Origin of the sequence: Thermopolyspora sp. NPDC052614 (assembly GCF_040678635.1) — a bacterium.
In the GTDB taxonomy this organism is placed as follows: Bacteria; Actinomycetota; Actinomycetes; order Streptosporangiales; family Streptosporangiaceae; genus Thermopolyspora.
On record NZ_JBFATZ010000008.1, the window covers coordinates 240140 to 258205 of the forward strand.

An 18066-nucleotide genomic window follows, 5' to 3' on the forward strand; every position below is an offset into this window, starting at 1 on the left:
TTGCGCCGGACGGGGAGACAGCGGACCGGCCGGGCACGCGCCCGCCTGGCCACTGACCGAGGGTATTACCTCGCCGCCCGTTCGCATGGCCCGCTATCACTACAAATTGCATCACGTTTGGGCGCATCCACGGCCACGGCGGAGGTTTCGCCCGCCGGACGCGACGGGCCCGCGACGGGCCCCCGACGAACCGGGCCGCCGCGCTACTTGGCGGCGGCCTTGGCGCGGGTGCGCTTGGGGGCCGGTCCCCGGGCGCGGCGCTCGGCGAGGAGCTCGGCCGCGCGCTGCACGGTGATGTCCTCGACGGTGTCGCCCTTGCGCAGCGACGCGTTGGTCTCGCCGTCGGTGACGTACGGCCCGAACCGTCCCTCTTTCACCACGATCGGCTTCTTGGAGTTCGGGTCCTCGCCCAGCTCCCGCAGCGGCGGAGCGGCGGCGGCCCGGCCCCTGCCCCGCTGCTTGGGCTGCGCGAACAGCTCCTTGGCCTGCTCGATCGTGATCGTGAACAGGTCCTCCTCGGACGCGAGCGACCGCGAGTCCGAGCCCTTCTTCACATACGGCCCGTACATGCCGTTCTGCGCCGTGACCTCCTCGCCGTCGAGCTCGCCGAGGACGCGGGGCAGCGACAGCAGCCGCAGCGCGTCGTCGAGCGTGACCGTCTCCAGCGACATCGACTTGAACAGCGACGAGGTGCGCGCCTTGGGCGCGGCGCCCTTCTTGGCCTTCTTCGCGCCGTTCGCCGCCTCCGGCTGCTCCTCCGGAATGATCTCGGTGACGTACGGCCCGAAACGCCCCGTCTTGGCCACGATGACGCGCCCGGTCTCGGGGTCCTTGCCGAGCTCGCGGTCCCCGCTGGGCTGGGCGAACAGCTCCTCGGCCCGCTCGGCGGTGAGCTCGTCGGGGGCGAGCGTCTCCGGCACGTTCACCCGCGCGCCGTTCCGGTCCAGGTACGGTCCGTAGCGGCCCACCCGGATCACGATGTCGGTGCCCTCGATCGGAAAGGAGCTGATCTCCTTGGCGTCGATGTCGCCGAGGTCGCTCACCATCTCCTTGAGGCCCTCGTCGCCGTCCGCGCCGTAGTAGAAGTGGCGCAGCCAGCGCACCCGCTCGGTCTCGCCGCGGGCGATCGCGTCGAGGCACTCCTCCATGTGCGCGGTGAACTCGTAGTCCACCAGGTTGCCGAAGTGCTGCTCCAGCAGGTTGACCACGGCGAACGCCAGGAACGACGGCACCAGCGCCGTGCCCTTCTTGAACACGTAGCCGCGGTCGAGGATCGTGCCGATGATCGACGCGTACGTCGACGGCCGCCCGATCTCCCGATCCTCCAGCTCCTTGACGAGCGAGGCCTCGGTGTAGCGGGCCGGCGGGCGGGTCGAGTGCCCCTCGGCGGTCAGCTCAAGCGCGGTGAGCGCGTCGCCCTCGGCGAGGTTCGGCAGCCGCTTCTCGGAGTCGTCCCGGTCGGTGGACGGGTCGTCGGCCCCCTCCACGTACGCCTTGAGGAACCCGTAGAAGGTGATCGTCCGCCCGGTCGCGCTGAACTCGACCGTCTCGCCGGCGCTCGAGGTGCCGCCGACCTTGACGCTCACCGACTCGCCGACCGCGTCCTTCATCTGGGAGGCGACCGTGCGCTGCCAGATCAGCTCGTAGAGGCGGAACTCGTCCCCGCGCAGCCCGGTCTCGCCGGGGGTGCGAAACTCCTCCCCGGACGGCCGGATCGCCTCGTGCGCCTCCTGGGCGTTCTTCACCTTGCTGGTGTAGACGCGAGGCTTGTCCGGGACATACGCCGCGCCGTACAGCTTGATCGCCTGGCTGCGGGCGGCGGCGACGGCGGTCTCCGACAGCGTGATGCTGTCGGTACGCATATAGGTGATGTAGCCGTTCTCATACAGCCGCTGCGCGACCTGCATCGTGTACTTCGCCGAGAAGCCCAGCTTGCGGCTGGCCTCCTGCTGCAGCGTCGTGGTCCGAAACGGCGCGTACGGCTTGCGCGTGTACGGCTTGCGCTCGACCGAGGTGACCGCGTATGAAACGTTTTCCAGCCGGGCGGCGAGCGCCCGCGCGGCCTCCTCGTCCAGGTGCAGCACCTCGACGTTCTTCAGCGCGCCGGTGGCGGCGAAGTCGCGGCCCTGCGCGACCCGCTTGCCGTCCACGCCGGTGAGCGTGGCCGGGAACGTCGGCGGGTTCTCATCCTTGCGCCCGGTATCGAAGATCGCCTGCAGATCCCAGTACTCGGCCGAGGTGAACGCCATTCGCTCGCGCTCGCGCTCCACCAGCAGGCGGGTGGCCACCGACTGCACGCGGCCCGCGGACAGCCGGGGCTTGACCTTCTTCCACAGCACCGGGCTGACCTCGTACCCGTACAGCCGGTCGAGGATGCGCCGGGTCTCCTGGGCGTCCACCAAGCGCAGGTTGAGGTCGCGCGGGTTGGCGACGGCGTCCCGGATCGCCTGCGGGGTGATCTCGTGGAACACCATGCGGTGCACCGGCACCTTGGGCTTGAGCACCTCGCGCAGATGCCAGGCGATCGCCTCGCCCTCGCGGTCCTCGTCGGTGGCGAGGTAGAGCTCGTCGGCGTCCTTGAGCAGTTGCCGGAGCTTGGCGACCTGGGACTTCTTGTCGGGGTTGACGATGTACAGCGGTTCGAAGTCGCGCTCGACGTTCACGCCCAGCCGGGCCCACGCCTCCTGCTTGTACTTTTCGGGGATGTCGTCGGCCTTCTCGGGCAGGTCGCGGATGTGACCGATGCTGGACTCCACGATGTAGCCGCGCCCGAGGTACCCGGCGATCGTCTTCGCCTTCGCGGGCGACTCGACGATCACCAGGCGGGTCCCGCCGGTCTTGCCGTCCTTGCCTGGCACGCTACTTCCTACCTCGCTGTTCACTGTCACTCCCGTCCGGCCCGCCCTGGACCGCCCGGGAACCCCTCACCGGGAACTCCCTCCCCCACGGGTTACCCGGTCCCCCCGCGGAAAACTCAGCTCCCATCGATATTCACGAGGGAGCAGAATAGAGCCCAGAGGGTTCCGAAGTCCCGCAGCACACCCCTGGGAGACTAATCGCTGTGCTCGAGTACTCCTACTTGGATCTGTACTTTTCGCGGGGCACCTCACGCGAGGAGGCCCGCCAGGTTCTGACCGAGCATGCGGAGTACGGCGACTGGGAGCTGGACCGACTACGGCTGTATCCCGACGGTAGAAGGCATGTCCGCCTCCGCCGCAAGATCATCCGAGCGACCCGCACCATGTGATCCGCCGCGCCCCCGCTCCCCGCGTCGAGCTGCCCCGTGACGTCCCAAACGCCCAATTATAGGCAACCGGCATACCTCCGTCGGCGAGCCGTGCGCCGACAGGGCTTTGCCCGTCCCGGGCCGCGCCCCCGGAACGGGCAAAGCGTCTATGGATTCCGGCCGCACCGTCGGGACGCGGCCGGAGGGTCATCGGTGCTCGGTTCGGCTACTTGCGGCCCGGGCGCAGACGACGGGTGAGGGCGAAGAGCGTGGCCGAGGCGGCGAACAGGGTGCCGAGGGCCAGCGCGAGGAGGGAGCCGGCGTTCATGCCGGTGACGCCGCCCGGCTGCTCGGCGCTCATGAGGCCGATGTTCCCGAGCGGGAGGGCGCCGGCGGCCGAGCCGACGGGCGTGCCGCCGACCAGGTCGGTGACCGGCTGCAGCGGCCCGGCCTGACCGGCCTCCGCCTTCGGCGCCACCGGCCTGGCGACCTCCTGGCCCTTGCCCCGAGCCCCCTTGCCGGCGCCGGCCTTCGAGCCGCCCTTGGGGGACTCGACGGCGGCCGGGGCGCCGGCGGACAGGAGCGCGCTCGCCGGGAGCCCCGAGACGGCGGGCAGGTTCGGCAGCTCGGCCAGCCCGCCGGGGATGCTCGGGAGCCGCCCGGGCTCCTGCGGCACGCCCCCGGCGACCGGCAGGACCTCACCGGCGAGCGGCGCCTTCGGCAGGCCCTGCGGGAGGGCGGCGGGCAGGCCCAGCGGGTTCGTGGCGTCGCTGACGGCGGGGACCACACCGGTCGGCAGCTTGGGACGGCCCGCGTCCACCGTGCGGGCGCTCGTCCCGCCCGCGGCGGGGACGACCGGAACCACCGACATCAGGCCGCCGCTCTGGTGCACCACGGACGCCTTCCAGTACCCGTGGCCGTGGGGCCCGCCGACCTTGGCGCTGCCCAGGCAGCCCGCGGCGGCGTCCCCGAGGACCGCGACGGCGTTGCCGCACACGTTCACCGGCGCGGTGATCGGCGCGACCACCTGGTTGCCGCCCAGGACCGAGGAGGCGCCCGAGGTCCGGTTGCCGCCGGCCCCGCGACCGGCGCCGCCCACGACCTTGGCCCCGCCCTTGCAGGCGGCCTCGGCCTGGCCCAGGACCGCGGCGGCGTTGCCGCACACGTTGATCGGCGCGGTGATCGGGGCGACCACCTGGTTACCGCCGAGCACGCTGCTGCGCCCGTCGGTACGGTTGCCGCCCGCACCCCGGCCGCCGCCACCGACGACGGCCGCGCCGCCCTTGCATCCGGCGAACGCCCTGCCGTCGATGGCCAGGGCGTTGCCGCACACGTTGATCGGCGCGGTGATCGGCGCGACCACCTGGTTGCCGCCGAGCACGCTGCTGCGCCCGCTGGTACGGTTGCCGCCCGCACCCCGGCCGCCGCCGCCGACGACGGCCGCGCCGCCCTTGCACGCCGCCGCGGCCGCGTCGCCCACGGCGTTGCCGCACAGGTTGATCGGCGCGGTGATCGGCAGGACCACCTGGTTGCCGGCGCCCGCGGCGAACCGCCCGTCGGTGTCGTTGCCGCCCGAGCCCAGCGGACGCCCGCCGTACCCGTGCCCGTGCCCGTGCTTGCCCTTGCCGTGCTTACCGTACTTGCCGGGCTTGCCGGGCTTCCCCTTGCCGTGCTCGTGGCCGTGCGGGTGCCCGTTCCCGGCCGCGGCCCCGCCGGTGCACCCGGAGAAGGCCTGGCCGAACGCCGCGACCGAGTTGCCGCACACGTTGATCGGCACCGTGATCGGCGCGACGACCTGGTTGCCGCCCAGGACCGAGGAGGTGCCCGAGGTCCGGTTGCCGCCGGCGCCCCGGCCGCCGCCGGTGACGGCCTTGGCGCCGCCCTTGCAGCCCGCGACGGCCTCGCCGAAGATCGCGACCGCGTTGCCACAGGCGTTGATCGGCGCGGTGATCGGCGCGACCACCTGGTTGCCGCCGAGCACGCTGCTGCGCCCGCTGGTACGGTTGCCGCCCGCGCCCGAGCCGCCGCGTCCGCCGCTGACGGCCTTCGCGCCGCCCTTGCAGTCCGCCTCCGACTCACCGAGCACCGCCACCGCGTTGCCGCAGGCGTTGATCGGCGCGGTGATCGGCGCGACGATCTGGTTGCCGCCGAGCACGCTGCTGCGCCCGCTGGTACGGTTGCCGCCCGCGCCCGAGCCGCCGCCACCGACGGCGACCGCCCCGCCCCGGGACTGCCCCTCGGCCTCGCCGGCGACCCCGACCGCGTTGCCGCTGATGTCGACGGGCAGGGTGATGGGCAGGTTGACCTGGTTGCCGCCGCCGATGGAGTGGTCACCGGAGGTGTCGGCCAGAGCCGCGCCGTTGCCGCCGAGGGCCATGACGCCGACGGCGAGCAGTGCGGCCGGCCTGGAGCCCTTCGCCCAGGTTCGCATAATGATGCTCCTTGGTACTTGTGGGGGATAACTGACGCCTCGCGACACACGACCGAGGCCAGGCGGAGGAAAACACCGCACAGCGGAGCCCCTGGACCGTCGCGAGAGTGAAACAGAGAACTGAGACGGATCACCCGCACGGAGCGACGCGTGAAGAGCCCGGTGGAAATCCCGGAAGAAGAGCGCGCTCCGCCGCCGGCCGTACCCGAGACGAGGGCAGGGCCGACACCGTGGCGGCGAGATCAGTCAGGGGAGAACGAGGGGTCGTCCGCCGCTGTACGGACGACAGGGGGAAGGTCCGCCGCCAGAGGGGCGGGAAGGACCATCAGGCGTGGATCATCAATGGATCGCACGACATCCCCGAAACCCGGCCCGAACGGACCGGAACCGCCGCCGGGCTGTGGCGCCAAACCGTTGGCGCCCGCCGTGTGCTCGGCGGTGGAAGGTGCGGGAAGAACGGGCGTGGACTGGCTGGTGAGCCCGTCCACGCCACGCCCGGCCATCGCCTCGGCATTGGCCGAGGAGACGACGGCCGAGGCGCCACCGGAGGCCACGCCCCCGACAGGGACGCCATCGGCCACGTCACGTCGCAGGGGCTGATCGTCCGCGACGCGGCGCTCACCACTCTGTGCCCGGGTCCCCGTCTGTGCCCGGGTCCCCGTCTGTGCCCGGGTCCCCGTCTGTGCCCGGCTCCCCGCGCGTTCCGCGACCCCACGGCCACCCGCTCGTGCGGAGCGGTAACCCGCCGTGGAACCCCCGGCCCGCACGTCGCCTTCGGCGCCCTCGGTGCTCGCGACGGTCGCGGCATCGTGGACGCCGACCGGCAGAACGGCCGCCGTGTAGTGCGCGGGAACGCGTGCCTGCGCGTCCGCGGGGGCGGCACCGGCCCATCCGAGGAGCACGCCCAGGACCCACCCGACGACGAGCAGCCCGCCGAGAACCAGCGGACGCCCGAGGCGGGAAGCAAGGCCGGACCGCACCATCCGCCCGCTCCCCGCCCCAAGCATCCCGTCACCGGGATCGACCGCGGGCACGCACATCACGCCGGGCGTCGAAACGCCCTGCTGCGATTGCGTGCGTGCCACGCGACCCTCCTTGAACACATGGGCACGCTCCGCTCACGCGGAGGCACCCTCCGTGATTCACCCCTACAACGGACAGTTACGTTAGCAGCACTCGCCGTGAAGGCAATGACTTTCCTGGAATCTCGTCAGCACAGGTCCAGGAAACGGTCAAGGACCCGTACCCCAAACGCGAGCGAATCGGTCGGAACCCTCTCGTCCACCCCATGGAACATCCCAGAGAAGTCCAGGTCCGCCGGCAGCCTCAACGGCGCGAACCCGAACCCGCGGATGCCGAGCCGGTTGAACGACTTCAGGTCGGTGCCCCCCGACAGCGTGTACGGCACCACCCGCGCCCCCGGGTCCTCGGCCAGCAGCGCCTCGGTCATGGCCCGCACCAGATCGCCCTCGAACGGCGTCTCCACCGCGATGTCGTGGTGCACGAACTCCCTGGTGACGTTAGGCCCGAGCAGCTCGTCGATGGTGGCGAAGAACTCCTCCTCGTACCCCGGCAGGAACCGCCCGTCCACGTGCGCCGTCGCGGTCTGCGGAATGACGTTCGCCTTGTACCCCGCCTCCAGCATCGTCGGGTTGGCCGTGTTGCGCAGCACCGCCCCCACCATGCGCGCCAGCGGCCCCAGCTTCGCCACCGTCGCCTCGGCGTCCTCGGCGGTCAACTCCACGCCGAACGCCTCCCGGAAGAACCCCTGCACCGTCGGCGTGATCCGAATCGGCCACTCGTACCGCCCGATCCGCGCGACCGCCTCGGCGACCTCCGTCACCGCGTTCTCCCCGTTGAGCATCGACCCGTGCCCGGCCCGCCCGCGCGCGGTCAGCCGCATCCACCCGATGCCCTTCTCGGCCGCCTCGACCAGGTACAGCCGCCGCGTCTCCGACAAGGTGACGCTGAACCCGCCCACCTCGCCGATCGCCTCGGTGCACCCCTCGAACACCTCCGGATGCTCGTCCACCAGCCACCGCGCGCCGTACGCTCCCCCGGCCTCCTCATCGGCCGTGAACGCCAGCACCACGTCCCGCGACGGCCGCCGCCCCTCACGCAGCCGCTGCCGCACCACCGCGAGAATCATGGCGTCCATATCCTTCATATCCACCGCGCCACGCCCCCAGACGCACCCGTCGGCGACCTCCCCGCTCAGCGGATGCCGCGTCCAGTCCCCCGCGTCGAACGGCACCACGTCCAGATGCCCGTGCAACAGCAGCGCGTCCCGCCCCGGATCGGTCCCCTCGACCCGCGCGATCACGCTCGCCCGCCGCGTATCGCTCTCCAGAATCCGCGGCTCCAGCCCCACCTCCGAGAGCTTCTCCGCCACGTACTCGGCGGCCTCCCGCTCCCCCGGCCCCGCGTTGTCCCCCGCGTTCGACGTGTCGATCCGAATCAGATCGCGGCACAGGCCGACGACCTCTTCCTCCATGTTCCCGACCGCGACCATGGTCTCCTCCACTGACGTACGGCTTGTGCGCTTCCATCCTGCCGTTTCCGCCCGCCCGCTCCCACCCTCACCCCGACCCCAACCCGCGATTACCGGTATGAAGCACAGCTCCAGAAGTGCTAGCCTGTAGCAGCCGACACGGAGAGACGTCCCCGTGTAAGGCACCACGTCCGGGTGGCGGAATAGGCAGACGCGCTAGCTTGAGGTGCTAGTGCCCTTTGCGGGGCATGGGGGTTCAAGTCCCCCCTCGGACACACACTTGGGTACATGATGGGCATCGCCTTGGCCTTCGCCAGCCGCTCGGCTGGGTCGTAGGTCAGGTGGGTGCCCATCTGCGTGTACAGATCATTCTTGTCGGCAGGGTCGGCCGCGTTCAGCACCTTGGGCATGTTCCCGAGCCGTTCGATTATCTCGTTGATCTGCCGACCGTCGTATACGATGCGCCGTTCGATGTCTCGCAGCCGGCCTTCGGCCTGCATCCGCCGCTTGCGGGTGCCGGTCATCCAGGCGGCGATCTCACCGGGATCGCCGCCGGCGTCGAGAGTGGCGTGGTAGGTCGACATCCGCCGGTCACAGTCCTCGATGGTGCGTCTGGCGGCCTCGATGGCGGTCAGGTCAGCCTGGCTGCGCTGAGCCTGTTCGAGGGCCTCCACGGTTTGCCGCAGGTTGCCTGGGGAGAAGATCCGGCAGATCCACGGACCGAGTTCGGCCAGATGTGGTCTTCGCGTACGTACACGGTGCGCGGGTGATCGATCTTGTTCGCCAGGGCGTACTGCACCGGGTACTTGCACCGATAGTGCGCCCGGTCGTTGTTCCAGGTCCCCTCCATCCGCCGGTCGCACACCCCGCAGTGCAGCAGGCCACGGAAGACGTAGGCGCGCCGGGTCGCGCGTGGTTTACGCTCACCGGCCGCCCTGCCCGGGGTGGACAGCGTTCGAAGGTTTCGACGTCGATCAGGGGCTGATGGACGACCTTCTCCGACCAGACCCACTTGTCGGTCTGGTTCCATCTCAATTTCGTCGTGTGGCCTAGGGTGACGTCGTTGACATCGAGCAGTTCTTCCTGCTTGTGCTGCCTGTTCCAGACCTGTCGGCCGTGTAGCGGGGGGCGAGCAGGATCGCCCGGACCGCCGACCCGGCCCACGCCACTCCGCTGCGATGCCGGTTTCGGGCCGCGTCATAGGCCGAAGGACAGGGGATGCCGTCCCGGGTCAGACCTTCGGCGATCAGTTGCAGGCCCTTGCCCCGCCTGTGCCCGTCGCCGCCAACGAATTCGTGAAAGATCCGCACGACGACCGGCGCGGTCACCGGATCTGGTTCCAGGCGGTGCAGTCGCTTGCCGTCGGCGGCCCGACGAATTTCAGGCGCGGGACACTAGATCGGTTTGGATGAGCCGATCGCCTTGATCATGGAGACTTTTTCATCCTGAGTAGCGGTCCTCCTCAATGGTCTGCAGGACGAAGACGGCCTGGACCAGCGCGGTGGCTCGGCGAGGGCAGCAGCGCAGCTTGACCAGCACCTTCCACGCCTTCAGGCCGCAGGTAGGGGCCGCGGCCAGATCGTGCGCCGCGCCGGGCAGCGCGGGCGAGACCTGCGGCAGCCGTCCGGCCGGGTCGGCCCGGACCTCGACGTTGACCCCGTGACGGTGATGTTTGCCTGAATAGCAGGGTCGCTCGTCGGCCAGGCGGTCGATGGGGATGAGCGTGCCGTCGGCGATCACATAAGGCAGGCGGGACGCTGTGGCATTCGCGGTCGTCAACTCGGCGGCTTCGTGGACGTAGCGCCAGGCGGGTGTGGTGCCGCCGTTGCGCAGGTGGGCCAAAACCGGCAGCGCCTGCCGGCCGGGGGTCAGACGGCGCCATCGGCTGCGGCGTTCGGCGCGGCGGGCGCGCAGCAGTTCGGCCAGGCGGGTCAGGGTGCGATTGGACAGGGGGATCGCGGCACGGCATGACAGCCACCAGGGCTCCTGGTTGAGGCGTTGATCTTGGTCGATTGCTGCCTTACCGGGAGCCTTCTGCCATCTCAACCCGACTCCTGCGCGCCCGCCCCGACCTGCGCGATCAAGTTGGAAAAGCCTCATGGATCGAGGCTCTGCACCCAAGCTGGACGGCACTCTCCAAAGAGTAGTTCCGAGCCATGGACAAATGCGGTTTGTGGCCGAATGGAGTTCGGTTGCGTTGATGGAGAAATGCCGTAGAGTCTTTGGTCGTCTGGCGGGGACGGGGCAGGGCCATCTTGGGCATGCCGCTCCTTTACAGTGGCAAATCCGGGCAATCTGCACAATAGCAATACGGCGTGATGTTGACGTATGCCGCCAGTCCGTCAAGTGAGTGAAATGCGCATGAAAAATCCTTCTATCCCGTCTCTGCAGTCCGCCTCGCCGGTCTCGCCGCGGGGGATGTATCTGCGCAACCTGTCGCTTAAGAACTTCCGCTCATGCACTGATACGACAGTGGAGTTCCAGCCAACACTCACTCTGCTCGTGGGTGAGAATAACGCCGGTAAGTCTAACATTATTGAAGGGCTAAGGCTCGCGACGACTCCGCTGAGCAGGCGTCGCTCCCGCTACTTCGAGAGGGAGGATGTTACTCGCGGGTGCATCGACGAGGGCATCGAGATCCGTACCACTTTTGACGAGCTGACACCGATCCAACGCGGCCAGTACATAACGGCGCTTGACGTTGAAGCGCAGTCGGCGCATTACATGGTCCGTTTTCTTCCAAATGAGACATCCGGCCGCCGTCCTCGGCCGACCTATTTCGCTGGCCCAGTTGGTGGGCCTGATGCTGAACCGTTGAAGCGCGAGCAGATCACCCACGTATACCTGGCTCCGCTCCGCGACGCCCAGCGTGAACTCGACTCGGCGGATGGCAACCGCCTCGCTGCGATCATCGAGTTCCTCACTGGAGAAGAGGATCGGAACCGCTTCGTCGAGGATGTAAACAAGAACTTCAAAGATCTCGGCGGACATGAGGTGCTTCAGAGCACAGGAACTGAGATCGGCAAGCACCTTGGAGAGATGACCCGGCCTGTACGTGCTCAGAATGTGGGCGTCAACTTCGAGGGTTACGAGCTACGCCAACTTGCCCGCAGCTTGCGGCTCAAAATGGCTGAGCAGGGCATCGAACTGGCTGACCTGGCCGAGTCCGGACTCGGATACGCCAACCTGCTCTTCATCGCAACGGTCATCCTGGAACTTCAGAACGCCAAGGATGCCGAACTAACCCTGTTCTTAGTCGAAGAGCCAGAAGCGCACCTCCATCCCCAGTTGCAGGCCGTGCTGCTCGACTACCTGCGTGAGCAGGCCGAACAGTCTGGCCGTGACGACAGCCAAGGGCCGGCTGGACGCATCCAGGTGATTGCCACAACCCACTCGCCCAACTTGGCGAGTGGCGTCGGCGTCGAGAACACAGTCGTCCTACGCACGAAAACATTGCAGGGGGAGAAGGCTAAGGCAGCGACCGAAAGGCCGATGCCTGTGCGTCGGTCGACCAAGGCCATTCCGGTCGCTCAACTTGGACTCGACGCGGACGAGCTACGCAAGATCAACCAGTACATCGATGCTACGCGGGCGGCGTTGCTATTCGCCCGGAGAGTGATCCTCGTTGAAGGGATCGGAGAGGCAATCCTCCTGCCTGTGCTGGCACGTCACTGCGTATTCGGTTCAAAGAGCCCTCGGGACCAGGAGCAGCATCGCAATCTTCGAGGTGTAACCATCATTGCGGTCGGCAGTGTTGACTTCTGGCCCTATATCAAGCTGCTCCTGGCCGAGGTGGACGGATGTCGCATCCTGGATCGGCTCGTCGTGATCACCGACGCTGATCCGTTGAGAAAGAAAAAGACGAGCGATGCCAACTCGCCCGACGATCCTCGAGAAGACGAGGCTGCGACGTACAACCGCAAGGAAGACCTGGAGGCGCGTGCGCTTACGCTTGGGGTGAGCGAGTACCTCCATATATATGAGGCCCCTCGGACACTGGAGGCCGACCTACTGGAACCGCTCGGGCCGAACGAACGGGTGCTGCGAGATGCGTATCTGCGGCAGCATAGCCGGTCGCAGCATCACTGGAACGAAATCATGGACAGCGAGGTACCCGCTGAGACGTTCTACCGCAAGCTGCGTGACAAATCGAAGTTCATTAAGAAAGGCGAGTTCGCTCATGATGTAGCGGCGGCCATTTCTCGGGGCGAGCCATTCGTATGCCCGTCATACCTGGCTAACGCGATCCGAGCAGCCCTAGAGCTCGACGAGATGGCGAGCAATGACCAGGGTTGAGTTGACTGATCCGCAGAATCTCCTGGTTAACGCTAATGGCAGCGTGTTCGTTGAGGCGTGCCCGGGGGCAGGTAAGACAAAGGCGCTCGTGGCGCGGTTCGTGCGGCGGATTGGCGAGGAGACCCGGAAGGGCATTGCCTTGATCTCCTTCGCCAACGCTGCCATCGACGAGGTTACTTCTCGATGCAGTGACCGTCCCGAGAGCCTGAATGCACCCCACTTCGTCGGCACGTTTGATGCATTCATCAAGAACGGGCCCGCTCTGTGCTGGCGAGCTGAGCAGCGACGCACTGACTTGATCAAGGGCGGGATCCTAAGCAGCTCGGCCTCTCGCGCGCTTGCCGCGCAGTGGCTGACCGACCCCAAGGACCGTGAACTGGTCGGCACCCTGCTCGCTCACCGATTCGCCGAGATCATTGTGGATGAGGCCCAGGACTGCGGTGCCGATGAGTTAGCCATCTTGGAGTTGCTTCGGGAGTCCGGTGTCGCCCTTGTCCTCGTCGCTGACCTTGATCAGTCGATCTACGAGTTCCGCCGATCGTTGCCTAATGATGTCCGGCGGTTCAGTGACACTCTGCCGCGAGGGCAACGTCTGGACGGAAACTTCCGCAGTTCACCGGCCATCTGTCGTATTACCGCCAGTGTCCGAGGACGGCAACAAGTTGATCGTGCTCTTGGCCCGTACGCCGGATCTGAGGTGCCCATCCATCTGGTGCCATACACGGACCTGGACAAGATACGTGACCAAGCCGTGAAGGTCGCAGAACGGTATGGGTTGGCGGTATCGGATATCACCTTCCTGGCCCATCGTGGGCGACATGCCCGCCAAGCTGCAGGTGCGAGTGCGAGCTTCCAGACCGAGGTCGGCGAGAATAAGGTGCTGCGTATCGCCGCGGCCGGTCGCGTGCTCGCAGATCCAACGGCCGATCCCCGTGCCAGACTCCGGGCTCGTAACGACCTGGAACAGATACTTCTTGCCCTCGTGGGTCACAAGGTCGACCTGCGGAGCTGCGATCGGGCCTGCGCGGAGTTAGGGATCACTCCAGCATGGCTGACCGAGACTGCGGTACGGATGGCGCTCGCCCTCAACACCGGCACGCCGAGCGCGGCTGTTTTCACAGCGCGCCTCCGTGCCTTTCTCAAGTCTCTCAAGTGGCCGAAAGAGATCACACCCGCACAGCTCAGGTCACCCACGAGCGTACAATGGCAGGAACTGCTTGCGGCGGGCAACGATTCCCTTTCGTGGTCTACCATCCACCAGGCAAAAGGACGGCAGTTTCCGGCGGTCGGCCTAGTAATCCCGAAATCGCTTCAGCGGGACGACGCAGACCTCACTGCTCTCGACTACTGGGAGCAGGGTGGTGACGCAGAGGCGAAACGAGTACTTTATGTGGGCGTTTCTCGGGCCGAGCAACTATTGATGCTCCTGGTACATAAAGATCACGTTGAGAAGGTCGCCAAAATTCTCGTGAGGGATGAGGTGCCGTATGAATAATTCTCGTGACTTCTTCAAGGTCGACCTGCCGGAAATTGATAAACAATCGGGCCACATGCTGACAGCGTGGCATCAAGGTGTATGTGCTGACATAACGAGGCGGCAACCCTGTGGTATCCGCCCAACCCATATGAGCGGATACCACACAGCAACTTGCGACCTGATGACCCGATCGCCACTATTACGCGCACGGTTCCCGCCTTGGCATGAGTCCTGACGTCCACGGCCTGGGACCGCCCAGGATCACGTCCCCAGGTGCCCGCCCCCGTGCTCCCCGTCGCCGAGCTGATGCGGAGCACGGGCAGGCAGGGGTGATATCCGGGTGCGGCCCTTCCGCCCCGGGCAGTCCCCAAACGCGTGGGCCATGTCGGCCAAGTGTCAACGGACACGCCGTTCTTTCCATGGCCGCTAGCAACCCCTTCCATACCTGTGCGTCCCCGCACCGCTCATACCAACGCTTTCGCTGCCCGGCCACGGCTTCAGCCTGACGGACTAGTCCCAGCGCCATCAGATCTCTGGTCGGCATGTAATAAACAGATGCTGCTACCCCGTTTACGGTGGCCAATTCGGTCAGGTTGACGCGGCCATCCTTGGCTAGGGCGAAGGCCGTCACAACCGCCAGCTTTGTCAACGGCCAAGTGCGCGTCGCCGCGTCAGCCGTGGGCGAGGTCGGCCTGCAGCGCTTGCGCCGCCGCGTGCAGCGTGGCGACCATGTCCGGCAGGCGTTGCCGGTCGTAGCGCGCGCTCGGCAGCGAGACGGACAGCCCGGCGAGCAGTTCGCCGCCGGTGTCGCGCACGGGCACGCCGAGCGCGACCAGGCCGCGCTCGGACCTTCCTTCGTTGAGGGCGAAGCCGTTCCTGCGAACGCGAGCGAGATCGGTGCGCAGCCGTCCGGGATCGGGTATGTCGGCGCGATTGTCGGCGTACCAGCCGGAGTCGAAGAAGCGCGCGAGCGCTTCCCGTTCCAGTCCTGCCAGATAGAGCATCCCTGTGGTCGTGCGATGTGCCGGGAAGACCATGCCCTCGCGGGAGGTGACCCGAAGCGACTGGCCGCATTCGACGGTGGCCAGGAAGCGGGTGGTCTGGCCGGTGCGGATCGAGATGCTCGAGGTCTCGTCGAGCTCGGCGACGACCCGGCTCAAGTGTGGCATGGCGGCCGCTCGAAGCCGCGCAGTGCTGGACTTGGAGTGCGCGGCCAGTTCCAGCACCGGGCCGGCGTGGTAGATGTGCTGGTCGTCCTGGGTGGCGAAGTCGCGGTACACCAGCATGGCCAGCAGGCGGTGCGCCGTCGACGGCGCCACCCTAAGGCGCTGCGCGGCCTGCGAGATCGTCAGGGAGCCCTCGAGCTGAAGCATGGTGGCGAGACGCAGCGCGTGGTCGACGGACGTGACGGAGTACCTCGGCGGGGTCTTCATGGCCAGTCCAAGAAACGTGATTCTGCAGAACAGAATCCGAGGCTACCGCGGTCACCACGGCATCATGCTGGCGAACATGAGCATCTCGGATTCCCCCAGCCGGCTGGAGGCCGTTTCGGCACCCCACCAGCCGGACGTGACACCCGCCCTTGATGATCTCTACCGCGGCTTCGAGCAGGAGCTGCTCATCCCGCTGTGGACCGAGATCGGCGACCTCATGCCGGTCCACCCCCGTTCGAAAGCCGTCCCGCACCTATGGAGCTGGGACAGATTGCTGCGGCTCGCCGAGCGGGCGGGTGAACTGGTGCCGGTCGGCCGTGGTGGTGAGCGTCGCGCGATCGCGCTGGCGAACCCGGGCCTCGGCGGTCGGCCGTACGCGACCCCGACGCTGTGGGCGGCGATCCAGTACCTCATGCCCGGGGAGGACGCGCCGGAACACCGCCACAGCCAGCACGCTTTCCGCTTCGTGATCGAGGGCGAGGGCGTGTGGACCGTCGTCGGCGGCGATCCGGTGCCGATGAACCGCGGTGACTTCCTGCCGCAGGCCGGCTGGAACTGGCACGCCCACCACAACGCGGCGTCCACGCCGATGGCCTGGCTCGACGGTCTCGACGTTCCGTTCCAGTACGTCGTCGACGCTCAGTTCTACGAGAACGGTCGTGACGTCATCAGCGACGCTGAACGGATCACGCCCGAGCGGTCGCGCTCGGAGTTGTTGTGGGGGCACCCGGGCCTTCGCCCGCTGTCGGTGGCGCCCGAGCCCGGCGGCTCGCCGCTGCTCAACTACAAGTGGGAGTTCACCAACCAGGCGCTCAAGGACCAGCTCACCCTGGAGAAGGGGGGTTTCGGCGGTACCGTCGAGCCTGGTCACGCCGCGATCCGGTACGTGAACCCCGCTACCGGAGGCGATGTGATGTCGACGATCCGTGCGGAGTTCCACCGGGTCGTCCGCGGCGCCGAGACGGCGCCCGTGCTCGAGACCGGCTCGTCCGTGTACGCCGTGTTCGATGGCTCCGGCACGGTCACCGTCGGCGACACCACGTGGTCGGTGACGCGGGGTGACCTGTTCGTCGTCCCGTCCTGGCAGGAGTTCTCGGTCAGGTCGGAGGCCGGCTCGACGGACTCCGACGAAGGCGCCCTCGACCTGTTCCGGTTCAGCGACTCACCCATCTTCGAAGCGCTCCACCTGAACCGTACGGAGATCGGCGGATGAAGCTCGCGACGATCCGCACGGCCGATGGCACCCGCGCCGTGAAGGTCGACGGGCACCGGCTCGTGGACCTCGGATACGACGACCTCGGCCGCTTCTTGAACAGGGACGACTGGGCCGCCGCCGCGGCGTCCGCGTCGGGTGCGACGTACCCTCTCGACGGTGCCCGGTTCGCTCCGGTTGTGCCGCAACCTTCGAAGGTGATCTGCGTCGGGCTGAACTACCGCAGCCACATCGAGGAGATGGGGCGCGACCTGCCGCGGTACCCGGTGCTGTTCGCGAAGTTCGCCGACACGCTGGCCGGCGCGGACGACCCCGTGGTGAAGCCGGCGCAGACCAATGAGATGGACTGGGAGTGCGAGCTCGCGGTCGTGATCGGCAAGCACGTGCGTCACGCGACCGGTGCCGAAGCCGAGGCGGCCATCGCCGGGTTCAGCGTGCTCAACGACTTCAGCATGCGCGACTACCAGTTCCGTACGCGTGAGTGGCTCCAGGGCAAGATGTGGGACTCGACGACACCGGTGGGCCCGTACGTCGTGACCCCCGACGAGTTGCCCGGCGGCGTGCGTCCGTCGCTCGACACTCGGTTGACGGTCGACGGGGTGGTGAAGCAGACCTCGAACACGAGCGACCTGCTCTTCGACCCGGTACACCTGGTGGAGTACATCTCCGCGATCGTGCGTCTCAACCCCGGCGACATCATCGCGACCGGCACCAACGGCGGCGTCGGCCACGCGCGCGATCAGCAGGAGTTCCTGTGGGGCGGTGAGACCGTCGTCACGACGATTCAAGGCATCGGAACGCTGACGACGCGCATCGTCAAGGACAGCGCCGAATGACTCGCACCTTCGGCGACGCCCGCCGCTGGATGCGGGCGGGCACCAGGGTCCTGCTGGACGCGGCGTCAACGCTCGATGAGGCCGCCCAGCGGCAGCCCTCGGGCCTCCCGGGATGGAACCGGAAGTCCCTGCTGGCGCACGTCGCGGCGAACGCCGATGCGCTGCGGAACCTGGTCCACTGGGCGGCGACCGGTGAGGAGACGCCGATGTACGCCTCGCCCGAGGCGCGAACCGCAGGCATCGAGTCCGGCAGCGGGCTCCCGGCGGCGGACCTGCTCGCGTGGCTGCGCTCGTCGGCGGAGAAGCTCGATGACGCCATGGCCTCGCTCACCGAGGAGCAATGGCAGACCAAGGTCGTCACCGCGCAGGGTCGCACCGTCCCCGCCACCGAGACGCCCTGGATGCGCGGCCGAGAGGTGTTCGTGCACACCGTCGACCTTGGCAACGGGGTCACTTTCGCGGACCTCCCGAGCGACTTCCTCGAGGCCCTCAAGATCGACATCATCGACAAGAGAGCCAGGTCCGGTGAGAACGTACCCGACGTACGCGGCGCCCTTCCCGACGTGACGGCCTACCTCGCGGGTCGCCCCCACGGCCGCGTGACCTTGGTCGGCGGCGCGCCTGCGCCAGAACTCGGCCCCTGGATCTGATAAGGAGAAACCC

14 protein-coding genes, 1 tRNA gene and 1 pseudogene are annotated in these 18066 nt (G+C 67.8%); 8 read left to right on the plus strand and 8 right to left on the minus strand.

All coding sequences use genetic code 11. The annotated features are described in order from the left end of the window. Nucleotides 1–203: 203 nt before the first annotated feature. Nucleotides 204–2858 (minus strand): type I DNA topoisomerase, encoded by a 2655-nt coding sequence (topA, locus tag AB0K60_RS19615; RefSeq protein WP_364056478.1) that lies wholly within the window; start codon nt 2856–2858, stop codon nt 204–206. 203 nt (nt 2859–3061) lie between these two features. Between topA and AB0K60_RS19620 the strand changes: the two genes are divergently transcribed. Next, nucleotides 3062–3247 (plus strand): DUF5703 family protein, encoded by a 186-nt coding sequence (locus AB0K60_RS19620; protein ID WP_364056481.1) that lies wholly within the window; start codon nt 3062–3064, stop codon nt 3245–3247. 205 nt (nt 3248–3452) lie between these two features. On the opposite strand, the gene AB0K60_RS19625 is transcribed toward AB0K60_RS19620, so the two are convergent. The 3 genes from AB0K60_RS19625 to AB0K60_RS19635 form a co-directional block, all read right to left on the minus strand. Then, a complete protein-coding gene (locus AB0K60_RS19625; RefSeq protein ID WP_364056484.1) occupies nt 3453–5657 on the minus strand; it encodes a chaplin family protein in 2205 nt (734 codons plus the stop codon). Between the two features lie 242 nt (nt 5658–5899). Next, a complete protein-coding gene (locus AB0K60_RS19630; protein WP_364056487.1) occupies nt 5900–6742 on the minus strand; it encodes a hypothetical protein in 843 nt (280 codons plus the stop codon). A gap of 125 nt (nt 6743–6867) precedes the next feature. Beyond that, the gene (locus tag AB0K60_RS19635; protein WP_364056490.1) at nt 6868–8169 is read right to left on the minus strand and encodes a M20/M25/M40 family metallo-hydrolase; all 1302 of its coding nucleotides are present in this window, start codon (nt 8167–8169) and stop codon (nt 6868–6870) included. Between the two features lie 168 nt (nt 8170–8337). Here AB0K60_RS19635 and AB0K60_RS19640 point away from each other — a divergent pair. After that, nucleotides 8338–8423 (plus strand) — tRNA-Leu (locus AB0K60_RS19640). 66 nt (nt 8424–8489) lie between these two features. After that, the gene (locus AB0K60_RS19645; RefSeq protein WP_364056805.1) at nt 8490–8918 is read left to right on the plus strand and encodes a hypothetical protein; all 429 of its coding nucleotides are present in this window, start codon (nt 8490–8492) and stop codon (nt 8916–8918) included. A 23-nt stretch (nt 8919–8941) separates the two neighbouring features. Here the strand turns inward: AB0K60_RS19645 and AB0K60_RS19650 are convergent. The 3 genes and pseudogenes from AB0K60_RS19650 to AB0K60_RS19660 form a co-directional block, all read right to left on the minus strand. Further along, nucleotides 8942–9178, minus strand: a pseudogene (locus AB0K60_RS19650) (zinc ribbon domain-containing protein); the annotation flags it as partial. Nucleotides 9179–9197: 19 nt separating this feature from the next. Then, a complete protein-coding gene (locus AB0K60_RS19655) occupies nt 9198–9476 on the minus strand; it encodes a recombinase family protein (RefSeq protein WP_364056493.1) in 279 nt (92 codons plus the stop codon). Nucleotides 9477–9588: 112 nt separating this feature from the next. Next, nucleotides 9589–10122, minus strand: coding sequence for a transposase family protein (locus AB0K60_RS19660; RefSeq protein WP_364056787.1), 534 nt, complete (start codon nt 10120–10122; stop codon nt 9589–9591). Nucleotides 10123–10503: 381 nt separating this feature from the next. Here AB0K60_RS19660 and AB0K60_RS19665 point away from each other — a divergent pair, with 381 nt between their 5' ends. Together AB0K60_RS19665 and AB0K60_RS19670 are read left to right on the plus strand one after the other, a co-directional pair. Further along, nucleotides 10504–12444 (plus strand): AAA family ATPase, encoded by a 1941-nt coding sequence (locus tag AB0K60_RS19665; protein WP_364056790.1) that lies wholly within the window; start codon nt 10504–10506, stop codon nt 12442–12444. Continuing rightward, nucleotides 12431–13939 (plus strand): UvrD-helicase domain-containing protein, encoded by a 1509-nt coding sequence (locus AB0K60_RS19670; protein WP_364056496.1) that lies wholly within the window; start codon nt 12431–12433, stop codon nt 13937–13939. Before AB0K60_RS19665 ends, AB0K60_RS19670 begins: the two co-directional genes overlap by 14 nt. Nucleotides 13940–14592: 653 nt before the next feature. Here AB0K60_RS19670 and AB0K60_RS19675 read toward each other — a convergent pair. Further along, nucleotides 14593–15354, minus strand: coding sequence for an IclR family transcriptional regulator (locus AB0K60_RS19675; RefSeq protein ID WP_364056499.1), 762 nt, complete (start codon nt 15352–15354; stop codon nt 14593–14595). A gap of 76 nt (nt 15355–15430) precedes the next feature. On the opposite strand from AB0K60_RS19675, the gene AB0K60_RS19680 reads away from it, so the two are divergent. The 3 genes from AB0K60_RS19680 to AB0K60_RS19690 are packed head-to-tail and all read left to right on the plus strand — an operon-like array spanning nt 15431 to nt 18053. Then, complete coding sequence (locus AB0K60_RS19680; protein WP_364056502.1) at nt 15431–16567, plus strand: cupin domain-containing protein; 1137 nt, start codon at nt 15431–15433, stop codon at nt 16565–16567. Next, a complete protein-coding gene (locus tag AB0K60_RS19685; RefSeq protein WP_364056505.1) occupies nt 16564–17403 on the plus strand; it encodes a fumarylacetoacetate hydrolase family protein in 840 nt (279 codons plus the stop codon). Before AB0K60_RS19680 ends, AB0K60_RS19685 begins: the two co-directional genes overlap by 4 nt. Continuing rightward, nucleotides 17400–18053, plus strand: coding sequence for a maleylpyruvate isomerase family mycothiol-dependent enzyme (locus tag AB0K60_RS19690; protein ID WP_364056508.1), 654 nt, complete (start codon nt 17400–17402; stop codon nt 18051–18053). Before AB0K60_RS19685 ends, AB0K60_RS19690 begins: the two co-directional genes overlap by 4 nt. The last annotated feature ends 13 nt before the right edge of the window (nt 18054–18066 follow it).

Bases quoted from the DNA above. Each gene is read 5' to 3' on its own strand.
- AB0K60_RS19625 (WP_364056484.1), bottom strand. From the start codon at position 5,657: ATGCGAACCTGGGCGAAGGGCTCCAGGCCGGCCGCACTGCTCGCCGTC.
- AB0K60_RS19635 (WP_364056490.1), bottom strand. From the start codon at position 8,169: ATGGTCGCGGTCGGGAACATGGAGGAAGAGGTCGTCGGCCTGTGCCGC.
- AB0K60_RS19665 (WP_364056790.1), top strand. From the start codon at position 10,504: ATGCGCATGAAAAATCCTTCTATCCCGTCTCTGCAGTCCGCCTCGCCG.
- AB0K60_RS19670 (WP_364056496.1), top strand. From the start codon at position 12,431: ATGACCAGGGTTGAGTTGACTGATCCGCAGAATCTCCTGGTTAACGCT.
- AB0K60_RS19675 (WP_364056499.1), bottom strand. From the start codon at position 15,354: ATGAAGACCCCGCCGAGGTACTCCGTCACGTCCGTCGACCACGCGCTG.
- AB0K60_RS19680 (WP_364056502.1), top strand. From the start codon at position 15,431: ATGAGCATCTCGGATTCCCCCAGCCGGCTGGAGGCCGTTTCGGCACCC.
- AB0K60_RS19685 (WP_364056505.1), top strand. From the start codon at position 16,564: ATGAAGCTCGCGACGATCCGCACGGCCGATGGCACCCGCGCCGTGAAG.
- AB0K60_RS19690 (WP_364056508.1), top strand. From the start codon at position 17,400: ATGACTCGCACCTTCGGCGACGCCCGCCGCTGGATGCGGGCGGGCACC.